Genomic DNA, 14,672 nt, shown 5'->3' on the forward strand with positions numbered 1-14,672 from the left:
CGGGAGGTTGGCGGATTATTTATCCAATAACTTAGCTATAGAATCAAGCAATTTTGCTTCGTTTGATTCCCACAATAGTTCAGAGTAATCTGCTGATATTTGGTAGAATTTTCGACTCTTAAAAGCCTGAATTTGATTGGCAATACTTGGGTAAGTTCTACTAGAAATTCCACCCTCATATTGGTCTATAATTGCTTCCCAGCTTGCATTTGAATGAAGGAGAAATACCGGCAATTGAGTGGCTAAATACTCGTATAGTTTGCTTGGAAATTTGTCTTGATTTGCTCGGTTTGGAGGATAGGCTATTACCCCAAAGTCAGCTTTAGTGATGTTATTTAGAATGGAATTGTATGCGACTGGCTCTGTTTCAATTTGAAGTGAAATGAATTTTTTTCCTCCCGCTTTTTCTAAAAGGGCTTTATATGTGGCAAGAGACGGGCAATGGCCAACAATTGTTAATTGGATGCTTTGATCAATTTGATGCGCTTTTTCTGCCCATTGAATTACATCCCAAATCCCTTGAGCTTCACCAATAGTGCCTGAAAAGATAAAATTTAGCTTATTTGAATGTGTACTTTCTTTGAGTATTTGTAATGATTTGTTTTCCAGTATTTTATAGTTCCTGTTTTTAAGCTTGAATTCTGATTCATATGATTGCTCAGCTAATAGAAACGAATCTATAGAAGACCAAGTAATTTTCTGAAAATAGTTGATTATTAGTATTTTGAGCTTTTTGACTATCCATGATTCTTTACCCAAGTAGCGGATGTTATTGATATAATTTTCTTGAATATCATAAACCAGTTTTCCACCTTTTAAGAGTTTGAAAATTCCTGCAGCTGGAAGTAATTCCCAGCTACAAATTATTTGTAAATCTGGTTTTATCTGCCAAGTTTTGCGCAGGTATTTTAGAGGTGCGAGAATCCTAGTAAAATTGCTTACTCCAAGTCCAATAATAGGGTGAAATGTAATATTATTTGCCGGCTGAATATTTTTTGTGTCTCGGCCTATGATATTAAGATCATATTTACTTGTTTGGCCGAGCGAAAGAGCAATTTTATGAAAATGACGAGCGTCATTTAAGGGTTTAAGTGTAGCTCCAATTACTATGCAATGCTTCAATAGCAGATTTTTTGATCAAATAAATTTACGATTTTAAAGTAAACACAAATAGATGAACAAAGAAAATAGAGATTTAAGAGACATAATTGAAGCAGCTTGGGATGACCGTGATAAGCTTCATGATAAGGAAGTGCAAATTGCTGTGAAGACAATAATTGAAGAATTGGATTTAGGTAGATTGCGCGTGGCTGAACCTATAGAGAATAATGAGTGGAAGGTGAATGAATGGGTGAAAAAGGCTGTGATCCTTTATTTTCCTTTACAGAAAATGCAAATCATCGAATGTGGACCTTTCGAATATCATGACAAAATTCGCCTTAAATCTGGTTATGATAAGTTAGGCGTTAGAGTGGTTCCAAATGCAGTGGCTAGATATGGCGCATTTCTGAATTCTGGCGTGGTAATGATGCCTTCTTATGTGAATATCGGTGCTTATGTGGACTCTGGTACGATGGTAGATACCTGGGCAACTGTGGGATCATGCGCACAAATTGGCAAGAATGTCCACTTAAGTGGTGGAGTAGGTATTGGAGGCGTTTTAGAGCCCGTACAAGCCGCTCCAGTGATTATTGAGGACAATGCGTTCATTGGCTCGAGATGTATCGTTGTAGAAGGCGTAAGGATTGGAAAAGAAGCCGTACTTGGCGCAAATGTGGTATTAACTGGAAGCTCAAGGATTATTGATGTTTCAGGCTCTGAGCCAAAGGAATATAAAGGATATGTCCCAGATAGGTCTGTGGTAATTCCAGGTTCAATTCCAAAACAATTTGCAGCAGGTACTTACAATGTGCCCTGTGCATTGATAATAGGTAAACGTAAGGAAAGTACAGATAAGAAAACCTCCTTGAATGAAGCATTAAGAGAAAACAATGTTTCAGTTTAATTAAAAGGGCATAATACTTGTTAATTTTGGCTTAGGTTGATTTCTCTGGAGTGGATTGAATTTCATTCAAATACTCTATTTGGTTCAACCTAAGCCATTTTTTGCTTTTGATACACAATATTTATTTCATGAGATTACTTTCTTTAGCATTTTTATTTTCAATACTATTGGTTTCTTGTCAGGACGAACGATCTAATGATGGAGACCAACTATATGCACAAGGCGATTTTGAAGGAGCGCTAGCATCCTACGATGAATATTTGGCTTTAAAACCGAATAATATCAAGACCATTTACAATAGAGGGAGAACCTACGAGGCTTTAGAACAGTATGAAAAAGCGCTTGACGATTATGAAACAGTATTAAAGTTGGATCCTAAAAACTTGAATGCGCTATTGAGTGTTGGCCAATACTACAGCAGAAAAGACGATTGGAGTTCGGGTCAATACTATTTCGAACAGGTGGTTGAAATAAATCAAGACAATGCTCAAGGTCACTTTTTTTTAGGTCAAGCATTGCATCGTCGAGGGAAAATAAAGGATGCAATTGAATCGTATACTTCGGCAATTGCCATCAATAAAAATTTAGCTGAAGCCTATTTATATAGAGGAACTGCACGCATTGTACTTAAGCAAACTCGAAATGCCTGTCAGGATTTTAGAACTGCTGATAATTTGGGTGAAGAAGAGGCAAAGGAGCTTATTTCGAGATACTGTAATTAATTTAAAGTATTTATAATTAGTTATTTAAATAGATTAGGCAAAATTTGGCTTCAAATTCAGAATCATTTGATGTAATAGTAATTGGAGGAGGAGCTGCGGGCTTTTTCTCAGCTATTCGAATTAAAGAATTACAGCCAAAGCTTAATGTTCTCTTATTAGAAAAAAGCAGTAAGCTCCTGAGCAAAGTAACTGTTTCCGGAGGCGGGAGGTGTAATGTTACACACAATCCAGCCTTAGGTATTTCAGCCTTTTCCTCCCGCTATCCTCGTGGTGCCAAATTGATGAAAAAATTGCTACCGCATTTCTCAGCAGAAGACACTTGGAATTGGTTCGAGAAAAATGGAGTAGCACTAAAAGTTGAAGACGATGGTAGAGTTTTTCCAATTTCTAATAGTTCGAGCTCTATTGTAAATTGCCTAATGGATCGTGTTGATAGTCTTGGAATCAAAGTTTGGTTGCAATGCCCAGTAAAGCAATTAAAGCCAATTGAAAGCGGATTTATTCTTGATCTTGATGAATCCCAATTAACTGCAAAATATGTAGTTGTAGCTACCGGAGGTAGCCCCAAGTTAGAGGGTTTCAATTGGCTAAAGGATCTAGGCCATACTATTTCTCCACCCATTCCATCCCTTTTCACATTCAATATCCCAAAGAGTATTTTCAAGCCACTGAGTGGAGTTGCTTTGCTCAATGCTAAAGTGAAAGTAGAAGGTGTAAAGCTAGAAGAATCAGGGCCTTTGTTGATTACACATTGGGGCTTAAGTGGTCCTGCAGTCCTGCGATTATCGGCTTGGGGAGCGAGGCAATTGGGTGAAATGAATTATCAATTTACCATTTTGGTTCAATGGAATGCCAGCTATACCGAGGAAACTACAAGAGATCATTTGGCTCAATACAAACTCAAAAACCCAAAACGAAAAGTTGGTAATTATCCATTATTCGATATTCCATCTAGACTTTGGGAAGTGCTTGTTGGTGAGATAGGCATTGCAGAGAAGGCTTATAATGACTTAAGTAAGCGTGATTTTAATTTACTGATTGAGAGCTTGATAAGGTTTAGACTTTCAGTTAATGGTAAAACCACTTTCAAAGAAGAATTTGTGACTTGTGGTGGAATTAGTCTAGATAGTATTGATACCGATCGACTAGAAAGTAAAAGCAAACCAGGGCTGTTTTTCGCTGGTGAAGTATTGGATGTTGATGGCATTACAGGAGGATTCAATTTCCAAAATGCTTGGACGGGTGCTGATACTGTAGCTCGCGCAATTGCCAGTAATCAGAAAAACAAATAGCCGAACAAATTGTCCGGCTATCTCCTTAATCTATTTCTAATTTTCTTAAGCTTTTCTAAATCTAGGAGCCACGATCAAATCCTTGGTGCCATGATCCCACGAATAGAATCCACTGCCTGATTTTACTCCTTTATGGCCAGCCTCAACCATATTTACAAGTAGCGGACATGGTGCATATTTTGGATTGCCCAAACCTTCGTGCAATACTCTCAAAATGCTAAGACAAACATCTAGGCCAATGAAGTCAGCTAATTGTAATGGTCCCATTGGGTGAGCCATTCCAAGTTTCATTACAGTATCAATTTCTTCGACGCCAGCTACACCTTCGAAAAGCGAAATGATCGCTTCATTGATCATGGGCATTAAAATTCTATTAGCTACGAAACCAGGATAATCATTTACCTCGGTTGGGATTTTTCCTAAGCCTTTAGAAATTTCCATGATTTCCTTGGTCACGGCAGGATCAGTAGAATAGCCATTGATAATTTCTACCAATTTCATAATAGGCACCGGGTTCATAAAGTGCATCCCAATAACCTTGGATGGGCGGGAGGTAACCGCAGCAATTTTGGTGATAGAGATGGATGAAGTATTCGAAGCCAAAATCGTTTTTTCAGGACACAATTTATCCAACTCCTTGAAGATGTTCAGCTTAATTTCAACTTGTTCAGTTGCAGCTTCAACTACCAAATCTGCATCTTGAACACCATCTTTCAGACTTGTGAAAGTGGTAATATTGGCTAGCGTGTTTGTTTTTACTTCTTCTGCAATACTGCCTTTACTTACTTGTCTGTCTAAGTTCTTCTCAATGGTTTTTATGGCCTTGCCTAATGCATCTGCCGATATATCAACTAATGCCACTTTATGTCCATTTTGCGCAAATACGTGAGCAATTCCATTACCCATTGTGCCAGAACCAATTACAACGATATTCTTCATTATACTTATTTTGAGTGTTACAATTTGATTTTACAAGATACAATACAAAAGTAAACCCTTTAGTTTGGCTGACAAGTGAATGGGTTTGAATGGTGATAAATAGATGTAAGAAATTGAGCATTTGAAAAGCACAAAAAAAGCCACCCAATTTGGATGGCTTTTGTGAGCTTTATAAAAATTGATTTAGCCTATTTTCAAAATATCGTTTGGCTTAATACATAAAATCGCCTTTTTGGTAGTTATAGCAATTGGCGCTTTTATGAGATATGGATGTTGCATTATTACATTCAACCATCCTTCATCATCAAGGTTTTTTCCCTTAATTTTTGATTGATAATCTGGATGAGCTCTATTTAATAAATCTTTCGGCCTTAGCGCGAGCTTGTCCAAAAGCGAGCGCCAAATTGTAGTTGTAAATCGCACTTTATCGTAATGAAACTCATTTACATTTGAGGAAAGAGTTTGTGCCATAGCTCTTGTTTGCTTTCCAGTTGGAGTTTCTGCATGATACAAAAGCACCAATTCATTAGGATGAATTTTCATAATAGATTTATTTTGATAAATATTTGAAATACAGAATAATTTATGCATTATTTTTAGTAATTCAAAATATTTATCTTCAAAAGATTATTCTACCAAATTGAAATATGGTAAAGGCAGGAGGGCTTACTTTCTGAAAGTAACTTCAGTCACGTCGCCTTGAGCAGAGAAGCGTAAAATCATCCTTGGGACTTCATCTCTTGATATGCTTGCATTGCATGCTGGTCCCGGATTGAAATAGTAGTAATAGAACCATTGGCCACGTTCATACAAATCTCTTTCATCGGGTTTGCCAAAAAGCTCAATAACCGAGTCATAATCAAGCGAAAGGAGTATATCTTTTTGAGAGGAGAGAAGCTCATAATATTCCTCCCGCTGATTTTCACATCCATTAGGGTCATTTTTCCATTTTTCAGAATCAAAGCCATCGATACTTGGAGTAGAAGAGCAAGCAGTGATAATCAAAGTGATGAAAATGAAGGCGAATATTTTTTGCATATCAATTAACTATCCTCAAAAGTACAAACAATCATTTACAAAGGAATTTCTAAAAATAAATTGCTCGAGTTTTTCTTACTTACAATCAATTTCAAACTCATAAATTATGGATTTGTTAGATGAGAAATGACGAGTTTTGAACTTCAATTTTCTAAATTGCCACATTATTAATTTTAATCAATAGAATGCTTCGATTTGCAAATTCCTTTCGCATTATTACTCTTGTTATTTTTCTTGCCTCACTTATTTACTCTTATGCCGCTATTCCAGGCGATATTGTTTGGGGTGAAGGGGCATTTTTCGGTTTAGTGCCAGCTGTAATGTCCAAAAGCACATTCTTTTTCACAGCTTTAATTACATGTATTTTGATCAACCTGATATTTATTGTACTAATAAAAAACTACGATAATAAGCTACGGTTAACTTCTGGCTCGCCCATTAACTTACGAATTATTCCAGCTTGGCTTCATGGATTGGCAGGTTGGCTGAATACCTTTTTCGTTCTTATCGTTTTTTATGTGGGTTTTACAAATAGCGCCGAGGAAATGAAGTCTGATAATTATGATGTAATGATTTTTGTCGGACCAATCCTTATTCTATTGTGGTTCTTTTATTTACCTGTTTTGTTAATGAGTAAAAAGACCAATTGATTTTTTAGCTGCTTTCAAAAGGTTAATATTAGGCTAAAATCTACTTAGGCCTAATTCAATTTTACTTACTATTTTAGCTTTTTGAGGATTTTTAGATATGGCAACAAATAAAGAAACTGCGGTAACTTACGATGAAGATAGTATCCGGTCATTAGACTGGAAAGAGCATATAAGACTGCGTCCCGGGATGTATATAGGTAAGCTTGGCGATGGCTCTGCTTACGATGATGGGATATATGTATTAGTGAAAGAAATTATCGATAACTCGATAGATGAGCATGTGATGGGTCATGGTAAAACCATCGAAATCAAAGTTACAGATCATCGAGTAGAGGTAAGGGATTTCGGACGTGGGATACCTTTGGGAAAAGTGATTGACTGTGTATCCAAAATCAATACTGGGGGTAAATACGACTCTAAAGCATTTCAAAAATCTGTTGGTCTAAATGGTGTAGGTACCAAGGCTGTGAATGCGCTGAGTTCATATTTCAAAGTGCAATCCTACAGAGAAGGAAAAACGAAGCTTGCAGAATTTAATAAGGGGGAGCTTGCTCAAGATTTTCCTGAAACTGAAAGTAAAGAAAAAAATGGTACGCTGATAGCTTTTGAGCCGGATGCTAGCATTTTCAAAAATTATAAATACATACCGGAATTCCTTGAAAACCAGCTTTGGAATTACGCTTACTTAAATGCGGGCTTAACAATCATTTTCAATGGTAAAAAGTATCATTCTGAAAATGGCCTCTTGGATTTACTTTCAAGAAAAACAGATGAAGAGAATCTCCGCTATCCAATTATCCACCTGAAAGGAGAGGATATTGAACTTGCTATGACGCATAGTAACCAATACGGAGAAGAGTACTACTCATTTGTAAATGGACAGTTTACTACTCAGGGAGGAACGCACCTTGCGGCATTTAGAGAAAGTGTAGTTAGAGTAATTCGCGACTTTTACAAAAAGGATTTTGATGCATCAGATATTCGAGGTTCAATTGTAGCTTCTATATCTGTACGAGTTCAAGATCCCGTTTTTGAATCCCAAACTAAAACAAAGCTTGGTTCCCAAAATATGGGTCCAGATAGTCCAACTGTTAGGACCTTCATCAATGACTTTATCAAAAAGGAGTTGGATGATTACCTGCATAAACACCAAGATGTTGCAGAGGCACTATTAAAGCGAATTCTTCAATCGGAACGTGAGCGTAAAGAAATAGCTGGAATTAAAAAGCTGGCTAATGAAAGAGCCAAAAAGGCAAACTTGCATAACAAGAAATTGAGAGATTGTAGAGTTCATTTTGGTGATCCAAAAGATGAAGCAGAGAACACAATGCTTTTCATTACCGAGGGTGATTCTGCATCTGGTTCCATCACTAAATCAAGAGATGTGCAAACTCAGGCAGTTTTTAGTTTGCGCGGAAAGCCGCTAAACTGTTATGGCCTCACTAAGAAGATTGTGTATGAAAATGAGGAATTCAATTTACTCCAACATGCGCTAAATATCGAAGATGGTCTTGAAGGATTGAGATATAGAAAGATAGTAGTAGCCACCGATGCGGATGTTGATGGAATGCACATTCGACTTTTGTTGATGACCTTTTTCTTGCAATTCTTTCCTGACTTAGTGAGAAATGGCCATTTATATATTCTTGATACACCACTGTTTAGAGTTCGAAACAAAAAGGAAACAATCTATTGCTACACAGATGAAGAGCGTCAGCGAGCTATTCAGAAGTTGGGAGTGAAGCCAGAAATTACTCGATTCAAAGGTTTGGGCGAAATCTCACCTGAAGAGTTTGGGACTTTTATTGGTGAAGATATCCGATTGGAGCCAGTGATAATCAAGAAGGAAACCAAAATTCAGCATATATTGGATTTCTACATGGGTAAAAATTCACCTACTAGACAGGAGTTTATCATTGATAATCTGCGAATTGAGAAGGATTTGGTTGAAGGTAAAATTGAAGAAGAAAAAGAAGAAGCTGTAGCATGAGCGAAATAGAAAATACAGATAATCTTAGCGGAGGAGCTCATAAGGAAGAGGATGGCATCAAAAATCCGATTGCCATTAGTGGAATGTACGAAAACTGGTTTTTGGATTACGCTTCTTATGTGATTCTTGAGCGAGCTGTTCCGGCAATTGAAGATGGACTGAAACCTGTGCAGCGTAGAATCCTTCACGCAATGAAGGAAATGGATGATGGCAGATTCAATAAGGTTGCCAATATCATTGGTCAAACGATGCAATATCACCCTCACGGTGATGCGTCCATTGGCGACGCTATGGTGAATATTGGTCAAAAGGATTTGCTATTGGATACGCAAGGTAACTGGGGTGATATAAGAACTGGAGATCGAGCTGCTGCACCAAGATATATTGAGTCTAGGCTTTCCAAATTTGCTCTGGAGGTGGTATTCAATCAGCAAACTACCAATTGGCAGCTTTCATATGATGGTAGAAAAAGAGAGCCAGTTACGTTACCCGTAAAGTTCCCTTTATTGCTGGCATTAGGTGTAGAAGGCATAGCAGTTGGTTTATCCACCCGCCTTTTACCACATAACTTTATAGAGCTTTGCCAGGCTTCTATTGATATTCTGAAAAATAAGAAAATTAATATCTTCCCAGATTTCCAAACCGGCGGATTAGCCGACTTTTCTGATTATAACGAAGGCCGAAGAGGCGGGAGGGTAAGAGTTCGAGCTAAGATTGAAGAATATGATAAAAAAACCCTTATTGTTAAGGATATACCTTTTGGAACGACGACAACTGGACTGATTGAATCTATCATTAAAGCGAATGATAAAGGCAAAATTAAAATCAAGAAAGTAGTCGATAATACTGCAAAGGATGTCGAAATTTTGGTGTCATTAGCACCAGGTGTTTCTCCGGATATTACTATAGATGCATTGTATGCTTTTACCGATTGTGAAGTGAGTATTTCACCAAATGCTTGCGTAATCGTGGATGACAAGCCAATGTTTATGAGTGTAAACGAGATTCTAAGAATCAACACTTATCAGACGGTTGATTTGCTAAAGCGCGAGCTAGAAATCCGCAAAGCCGAATTGCTTGAGAAGCTACTTTTCTCATCTCTCGAAAAAATCTTTATCGAAAATAGAATCTACCGCGATATAGAAGAGTGCGAAACATGGGATGCAGTCATTAAAACCATTGATGCAGGCTTAGAGCCTTACAAAGCTGATTTCTATAGAGAAATTGTTACTGAAGACATTGTAAGACTGACGGAGATTAAAATTAAGCGTATTTCGAAATTCGATGCTTTCAAAGCGGATGAATTGATGCGCAAATTGGAAGAAGAGCTGAAAGAGGTTGAGCATAATCTTAATAACCTTATTGATTATTCTATTGCTTACTACCAAAACATATTGACCAAATATGGCAAAGGCAAAGAGCGCAAAACTGAAATTCGCGAATTTGATACGATTGCTGCCAATATAGTAGCCGCCAACAACGCCAAATTATATATTAATAGAGTCGAAGGTTTTATCGGCTATGGATTGAAAAAGGATGAGTTTATCTGCGACTGTTCCGATATGGATGACATCATTGTATTCCGCAGAGATGGTAAATTCCAAGTTTCACGGATCCAAGAGAAAGTATTCGTAGGTAAGGATATCATTTGGGCGGGCGTCTTTAATAAGAGTGACGACCGGATGGTTTACAATATGGCCTATCTGGATGGAGCGAGTGGCCGCACAATGGTAAAGAGATTCCAAGTGCTTGGCATCACTCGTGACAAGGAGTATGATTTGACCAAAGGAACCAAAAACTCGAAAACCACTTATTTCACGGCAAATGCAAATGGCGAAGCAGAAGTGATTACAGTAAATCTTACAGCTGGTGCTAAAGCCAGAGTCAAAGTATTTGAATTTGACTTTGCAAGCCTCGAAATTAAAGGAAGAGGAGCGGGAGGAAATATCCTTACCAGATATCCAGTCCGTAAAATCACATTGAAATATGAAGGCGCATCTACATTAGGTGGCTTAGATATTTGGTATGACGACGTCACTGGACGATTAAATAAAGATAATCGTGGGAAGCATATTGGTAATTACCAAGGGGATGATCTGATCTTAGTAGTTGACAAAAAAGGAAATTACGAATTGACCAATTATGAATTGACCAATAGATACGAAGCTGAAGAGGTTATATTTATTAACAAATTCGACCCTAAATCAACAATAGGAGCTGTTTACTTTGATGGAGCTTCTAAATCCTACTTTGTGAAGCGTTTCCAAATAGAAACAAGTACTACAGATAAGAAATTTAACTTTATCAGCGATCATCGAGCTTCTTATTTGTCATTAGCTACCATCGAACCAGATGCACAAATTGAAATCACCTATACTGAAAATGGTAAGAACGAAGTCAAAATAATTGATTTGGATTTGCTCATCGATATGAAAGGATGGAAGGCAATAGGCAATAGACTTCAATACGATAAAATCAAAAAGATAAAACTACTATCATCCAAAAAGGAAAATGACCAAGAAGATGGAGGCAAAAAGGATGAAAAATCTCAAGATAAGTTTGATGTAGGTTCTCAAATTACGTTGTCATCAGATAAAGATGATCAACTTGGATTGTTTTAAAAATGGAAGAGTTCGCTCAGCTTTTTGGAGAATTAGAAATTGAAAAGCAAAGACAGATTATCAATCACTTTGGAGAATTTGTAACGGATAAGAGACGTGTACTAATTGATAAAGTACTGGGCAATAGAACCAAGCACATCACTGTAGTAGTAGAGGATATCAAAAAGTATCACAATGCAAATGCCGTTGTTCGCAGCTGCGAGTGTTTTGGCATTCAAGATGTTCATGTAATCGAGCGTGGAGGTTTGTTTGATGTTCGAAGGGGCATTGCAAAGGGATCTTATAAATGGGTAAATGTAAATCGCTACAATGATAAAGAAGCGCAAAATACCCAAGCCTGCCTCACTCAACTAAAGCAAAAAGGATATCAGCTATTGATGACATCGCCAGAAGAGGGCTCAACCCTAATCAGCGATGTGGATATTAGCAAACCGATTGCGTTGATGTTTGGAACAGAAAAGGATGGCATAAGCGAAATGGCTAAAGAGCAAGCAGATGCATTAGTCAAAGTTCCGATGTACGGATTTACTGAAAGTCTCAATATTTCTGTAAGTGTGGCAATTTGTTTACACAATTTGGTTAGCCGATTGCACGAATCTGAAATAGATTGGCGTTTGAAAGAAACAGAGGAATTGGCAATAAAATTAGATTGGTATTGGAAAGTCATAAATAAGCCTGAAATTCACTTCGCATATATGCTAAAGCAACTCAATCAGCTTGAAATTTAAACAACTTATAGGATTCGTATTTTGGTCAATAATGTTCGTCGCAATTGCGGTGGTCTTTATTAATATATATGTAGTTGTAAGCGAATACGATGAGATTGAGTCGGAAATTAGCCAGCTAGAACCGGTAGAATATGGAATCATATTAGGTACGAGTAGCAAAGTAATAGGTGGTGATCCTAATCCATTTTTTTATGAGCGAATCAATGCTGCCTCCCGCCTTTACCAAGCCGGCAAAGTAAAAAAACTGATACTATCCGGAGACAATCGCGAAAAGTATTATAATGAGCCTGGCGATATGAAAAAGGCTTTGAATGATCTAGCAATTCCTGATTCGGTTCTTATTCTTGATCCCGAAGGCCTCAGTACTATTTTATCTTTAGAAAGAGCGTATATTCAAACAAATCAGCCTCAATTCATTGTAATTACCCAACGTTTTCATGCCTACCGAACTTCTTATGTAGCACGTCAATTGGGATTAAATGTGAAACTATTCGAAGCAAAATCGCCACCTTTTAATAGAAGTATGAAGGTGCATGCGCGGGAGGTTTTAGCAAGAGTTAAAGCATTTTACAATGTAATTAGATTCAAATTGGGCTATCCGGTTTTGGAAATTGAATAGATCCATTTCCTAAATTCGAATGAATTTAAATCTCAGATTTGAAGCTTTATTATTCTCCATTTTCAGCCTATTATTGCATATTTGCATTTTAAATAAGATTTCTGACGAAATATGAGTGAGCAAGTAAATATAAAACTGCCTGATGGTAGTGTAAAAGTATTCGATAGCGGCGTAACCGGAGGCGACATAGCCAAGGGGATTAGCGAGGGTTTATACAGAAATTCATTAGCCGTATTGGTAAATGGAAATACCTTTGAACTCACGCGTCCAATCGAAGAAGATGCAGAAGTAAAAATACTCACTTGGAAAGATCAAGAAGGGAAATCTGCATTTTGGCACTCATCGGCTCACTTGTTAGCTGAAGCATTAGAAGCGTTATACCCAGGCATCAAGCTTGGTATTGGCCCATCTATCGAAACAGGTTTTTATTACGATATTGATTTTGGTGATAAAGAGATTTCAGCTGAGGATCTTCCTAAAATCGAGGAGAAAATGATTGAGTTGGCAAGACAGAAAAATGAATTTGTCTTGAGAAAAATATCTAAAAAGGATGCATTAGCTTATTACCAAGAAAAAGGTGATCCATATAAATTAGAATTGATAGATGGTTTAGAAGATGGAAAAATCACTTTCTGCACACAAGGTAATTTTACTGATTTGTGTAGAGGTGGGCATATTCCAAATACTGGCCTAATTAAAGCTGTGAAGCTTACCAATATTGCAGGAGCATATTGGAGAGGGGATGAGAAAAACAAAATGCTCACTCGTATATATGGTGTTACTTTTCCTAAGCAACAAGAGCTTGCAGATTATTTAAAGCATATAGAAGAAGCCAAAAAACGTGATCATCGTAAGCTTGGTAAAGAACTTGAGCTATTCACTTTCTCTGAAAAAGTAGGGCAGGGCTTACCACTTTGGTTGCCAAAAGGAGCACTATTGAGGGAGCGCTTGGAGAACTTTATGCGCAAGGCACAAATGAAAGCTGGATACCAGCCGGTAGTTACTCCGCATATTGGAAGTAAGGAATTGTATATCACTAGTGGACATTATGAGAAATATGGTGCGGATTCATTTCAGTCTATAAAAACTCCCAATGAAGGCGAGGAATTTATGCTGAAGCCGATGAACTGCCCACATCACTGTGAAATATATAAATACAAGCCGAGATCTTACAAGGAATTGCCGGTTCGCTTAGCTGAGTTTGGCACTGTGTATCGCTACGAGCAAAGTGGTGAGTTGCATGGTTTGACGAGAGTAAGAGGATTTACGCAAGATGATGCGCATATTTTCTGTCGCCCAGATCAGGTGAAAACGGAGTTTATCAAAGTAATTGATCTTGTATTGTACGTTTTCAAAGCTTTAGGTTTTGAAAACTATACAGCTCAAATCTCGCTGAGAGACCCTGAAAATAAAACAAAATATATTGGTGGAGATGAAGCATGGGAAAAAGCTGAAACTGCCATAATAGAAGCAGCTGCAGAAAAAGGCTTAGAAACCAAAACAGAACTTGGTGAGGCGGCATTTTATGGCCCTAAGTTAGATTTTATGGTTCGCGATGCTTTGGGTAGAAGCTGGCAACTGGGTACAATACAGGTAGATTATCAATTACCTGAGCGTTTTCAGTTGGAATATATTGGGGCTGATAATCAGAAACATAGACCGGTAATGATCCACAGAGCGCCATTTGGTTCGCTTGAGAGGTTTGTAGCAGTATTGCTTGAACATTGCGCTGGAAACCTCCCGCTTTGGCTTTCGCCTGAGCAGGTGGCTATTCTTCCTATTTCTGAAAAATTCCTTCCTTATGCAGAGCAAATTGAAAAGGAATTGCAAATGGGAGACGTAAGAGGCTATCTTGATAATAGAGATGAGAAGATTGGAAGAAAAATCAGAGATGCCGAAGTTGCAAAGATCCCATTTATGGTAATAGTAGGAGAGAAGGAAATGAATGAAGGAAAAATCTCTGTAAGACGCCATGGAGAGGGAGATTTGGGCAGTATGGCAGTAGCTGAATTCCTGGAAATCTTCTCAAATGAGACAAAAATTGCAGCTGAATATTTATAATTTGTGG

13 protein-coding genes are annotated in these 14,672 nt (G+C 37.6%); 9 read left to right on the top strand and 4 right to left on the bottom strand.

The annotated features are described in order from the left end of the window. Window positions 1-15: 15 nt before the first annotated feature. Complete coding sequence (locus ACOXY8_RS00790; RefSeq protein WP_458329650.1) at window positions 16-1,122, bottom strand: hypothetical protein; 1,107 nt, start codon at window positions 1,120-1,122, stop codon at window positions 16-18. A 52-nt stretch (window positions 1,123-1,174) separates the two neighbouring features. Between ACOXY8_RS00790 and ACOXY8_RS00795 the strand changes: the two genes are divergently transcribed. From ACOXY8_RS00795 to ACOXY8_RS00805, 3 genes are all read left to right on the top strand, one after another. Further along, window positions 1,175-2,005 carry a 2,3,4,5-tetrahydropyridine-2,6-dicarboxylate N-succinyltransferase gene (locus ACOXY8_RS00795; protein WP_458329651.1) on the top strand — a complete coding sequence of 277 codons (831 nt, stop codon included), beginning with the start codon at window positions 1,175-1,177 and terminating at the stop codon, window positions 2,003-2,005. Between the two features lie 128 nt (window positions 2,006-2,133). After that, complete coding sequence (locus tag ACOXY8_RS00800) at window positions 2,134-2,727, top strand: tetratricopeptide repeat protein (protein ID WP_458329652.1); 594 nt, start codon at window positions 2,134-2,136, stop codon at window positions 2,725-2,727. Window positions 2,728-2,771: 44 nt separating this feature from the next. After that, window positions 2,772-4,019, top strand: coding sequence for an NAD(P)/FAD-dependent oxidoreductase (locus ACOXY8_RS00805; RefSeq protein WP_458329653.1), 1,248 nt, complete (start codon window positions 2,772-2,774; stop codon window positions 4,017-4,019). 45 nt (window positions 4,020-4,064) lie between these two features. Here ACOXY8_RS00805 and ACOXY8_RS00810 read toward each other — a convergent pair whose 3' ends face one another. The 3 genes from ACOXY8_RS00810 to ACOXY8_RS00820 all read right to left on the bottom strand — a co-directional run bounded on the left by ACOXY8_RS00810 (window position 4,065) and on the right by ACOXY8_RS00820 (window position 5,996). Continuing rightward, window positions 4,065-4,958, bottom strand: a complete 894-nt coding sequence (locus ACOXY8_RS00810; RefSeq protein ID WP_458329654.1) for a 3-hydroxyacyl-CoA dehydrogenase family protein — start codon at window positions 4,956-4,958, stop codon at window positions 4,065-4,067. 183 nt (window positions 4,959-5,141) lie between these two features. Next, window positions 5,142-5,501, bottom strand: a complete 360-nt coding sequence (locus ACOXY8_RS00815) for an arsenate reductase family protein (RefSeq protein WP_458329655.1) — start codon at window positions 5,499-5,501, stop codon at window positions 5,142-5,144. A 123-nt stretch (window positions 5,502-5,624) separates the two neighbouring features. Continuing rightward, window positions 5,625-5,996 carry a hypothetical protein gene (locus ACOXY8_RS00820; RefSeq protein WP_458329656.1) on the bottom strand — a complete coding sequence of 124 codons (372 nt, stop codon included), beginning with the start codon at window positions 5,994-5,996 and terminating at the stop codon, window positions 5,625-5,627. Between the two features lie 185 nt (window positions 5,997-6,181). Between ACOXY8_RS00820 and ACOXY8_RS00825 the strand changes: the two genes are divergently transcribed. The 6 genes from ACOXY8_RS00825 (at window position 6,182) to thrS (ending at window position 14,665) form a co-directional block, all read left to right on the top strand. Then, entirely contained in the window at window positions 6,182-6,646 is a 465-nt protein-coding gene (locus ACOXY8_RS00825; protein WP_458329657.1) for a hypothetical protein, read from the top strand. 97 nt (window positions 6,647-6,743) lie between these two features. Then, window positions 6,744-8,636 carry a DNA topoisomerase IV subunit B gene (locus tag ACOXY8_RS00830; protein WP_458329658.1) on the top strand — a complete coding sequence of 631 codons (1,893 nt, stop codon included), beginning with the start codon at window positions 6,744-6,746 and terminating at the stop codon, window positions 8,634-8,636. Beyond that, complete coding sequence (locus ACOXY8_RS00835; RefSeq protein WP_458329659.1) at window positions 8,633-11,257, top strand: DNA gyrase/topoisomerase IV subunit A; 2,625 nt, start codon at window positions 8,633-8,635, stop codon at window positions 11,255-11,257. The genes ACOXY8_RS00830 and ACOXY8_RS00835 overlap by 4 nt, the downstream gene beginning before the upstream one ends. 2 nt (window positions 11,258-11,259) lie before the next feature. Next, complete coding sequence (locus ACOXY8_RS00840) at window positions 11,260-11,985, top strand: TrmH family RNA methyltransferase (protein ID WP_458329660.1); 726 nt, start codon at window positions 11,260-11,262, stop codon at window positions 11,983-11,985. A gap of 31 nt (window positions 11,986-12,016) precedes the next feature. After that, window positions 12,017-12,604, top strand: coding sequence for a SanA/YdcF family protein (locus ACOXY8_RS00845; RefSeq protein ID WP_458329661.1), 588 nt, complete (start codon window positions 12,017-12,019; stop codon window positions 12,602-12,604). 111 nt (window positions 12,605-12,715) lie between these two features. Then, window positions 12,716-14,665 (top strand): threonine--tRNA ligase, encoded by a 1,950-nt coding sequence (thrS, locus tag ACOXY8_RS00850; RefSeq protein WP_458329662.1) that lies wholly within the window; start codon window positions 12,716-12,718, stop codon window positions 14,663-14,665. The last annotated feature ends 7 nt before the right edge of the window (window positions 14,666-14,672 follow it).

This window comes from Peijinzhouia sedimentorum (assembly GCF_049340005.1).
Classification (GTDB): Bacteria; Bacteroidota; Bacteroidia; order Cytophagales; family Cyclobacteriaceae; genus CAXBDP01.

Coding starts and splice junctions, on each gene's coding strand:
- ACOXY8_RS00795 (WP_458329651.1), top strand. CDS start 1,175: ATGAACAAAGAAAATAGAGATTTAAGAGACATAATTGAAGCAGCTTGG.
- ACOXY8_RS00800 (WP_458329652.1), top strand. CDS start 2,134: ATGAGATTACTTTCTTTAGCATTTTTATTTTCAATACTATTGGTTTCT.
- ACOXY8_RS00810 (WP_458329654.1), bottom strand. CDS start 4,958: ATGAAGAATATCGTTGTAATTGGTTCTGGCACAATGGGTAATGGAATT.
- ACOXY8_RS00815 (WP_458329655.1), bottom strand. CDS start 5,501: ATGAAAATTCATCCTAATGAATTGGTGCTTTTGTATCATGCAGAAACT.
- ACOXY8_RS00820 (WP_458329656.1), bottom strand. CDS start 5,996: ATGCAAAAAATATTCGCCTTCATTTTCATCACTTTGATTATCACTGCT.
- ACOXY8_RS00825 (WP_458329657.1), top strand. CDS start 6,182: ATGCTTCGATTTGCAAATTCCTTTCGCATTATTACTCTTGTTATTTTT.
- ACOXY8_RS00830 (WP_458329658.1), top strand. CDS start 6,744: ATGGCAACAAATAAAGAAACTGCGGTAACTTACGATGAAGATAGTATC.
- ACOXY8_RS00835 (WP_458329659.1), top strand. CDS start 8,633: ATGAGCGAAATAGAAAATACAGATAATCTTAGCGGAGGAGCTCATAAG.
- ACOXY8_RS00840 (WP_458329660.1), top strand. CDS start 11,260: ATGGAAGAGTTCGCTCAGCTTTTTGGAGAATTAGAAATTGAAAAGCAA.
- ACOXY8_RS00845 (WP_458329661.1), top strand. CDS start 12,017: ATGTTCGTCGCAATTGCGGTGGTCTTTATTAATATATATGTAGTTGTA.
- thrS (WP_458329662.1), top strand. CDS start 12,716: ATGAGTGAGCAAGTAAATATAAAACTGCCTGATGGTAGTGTAAAAGTA.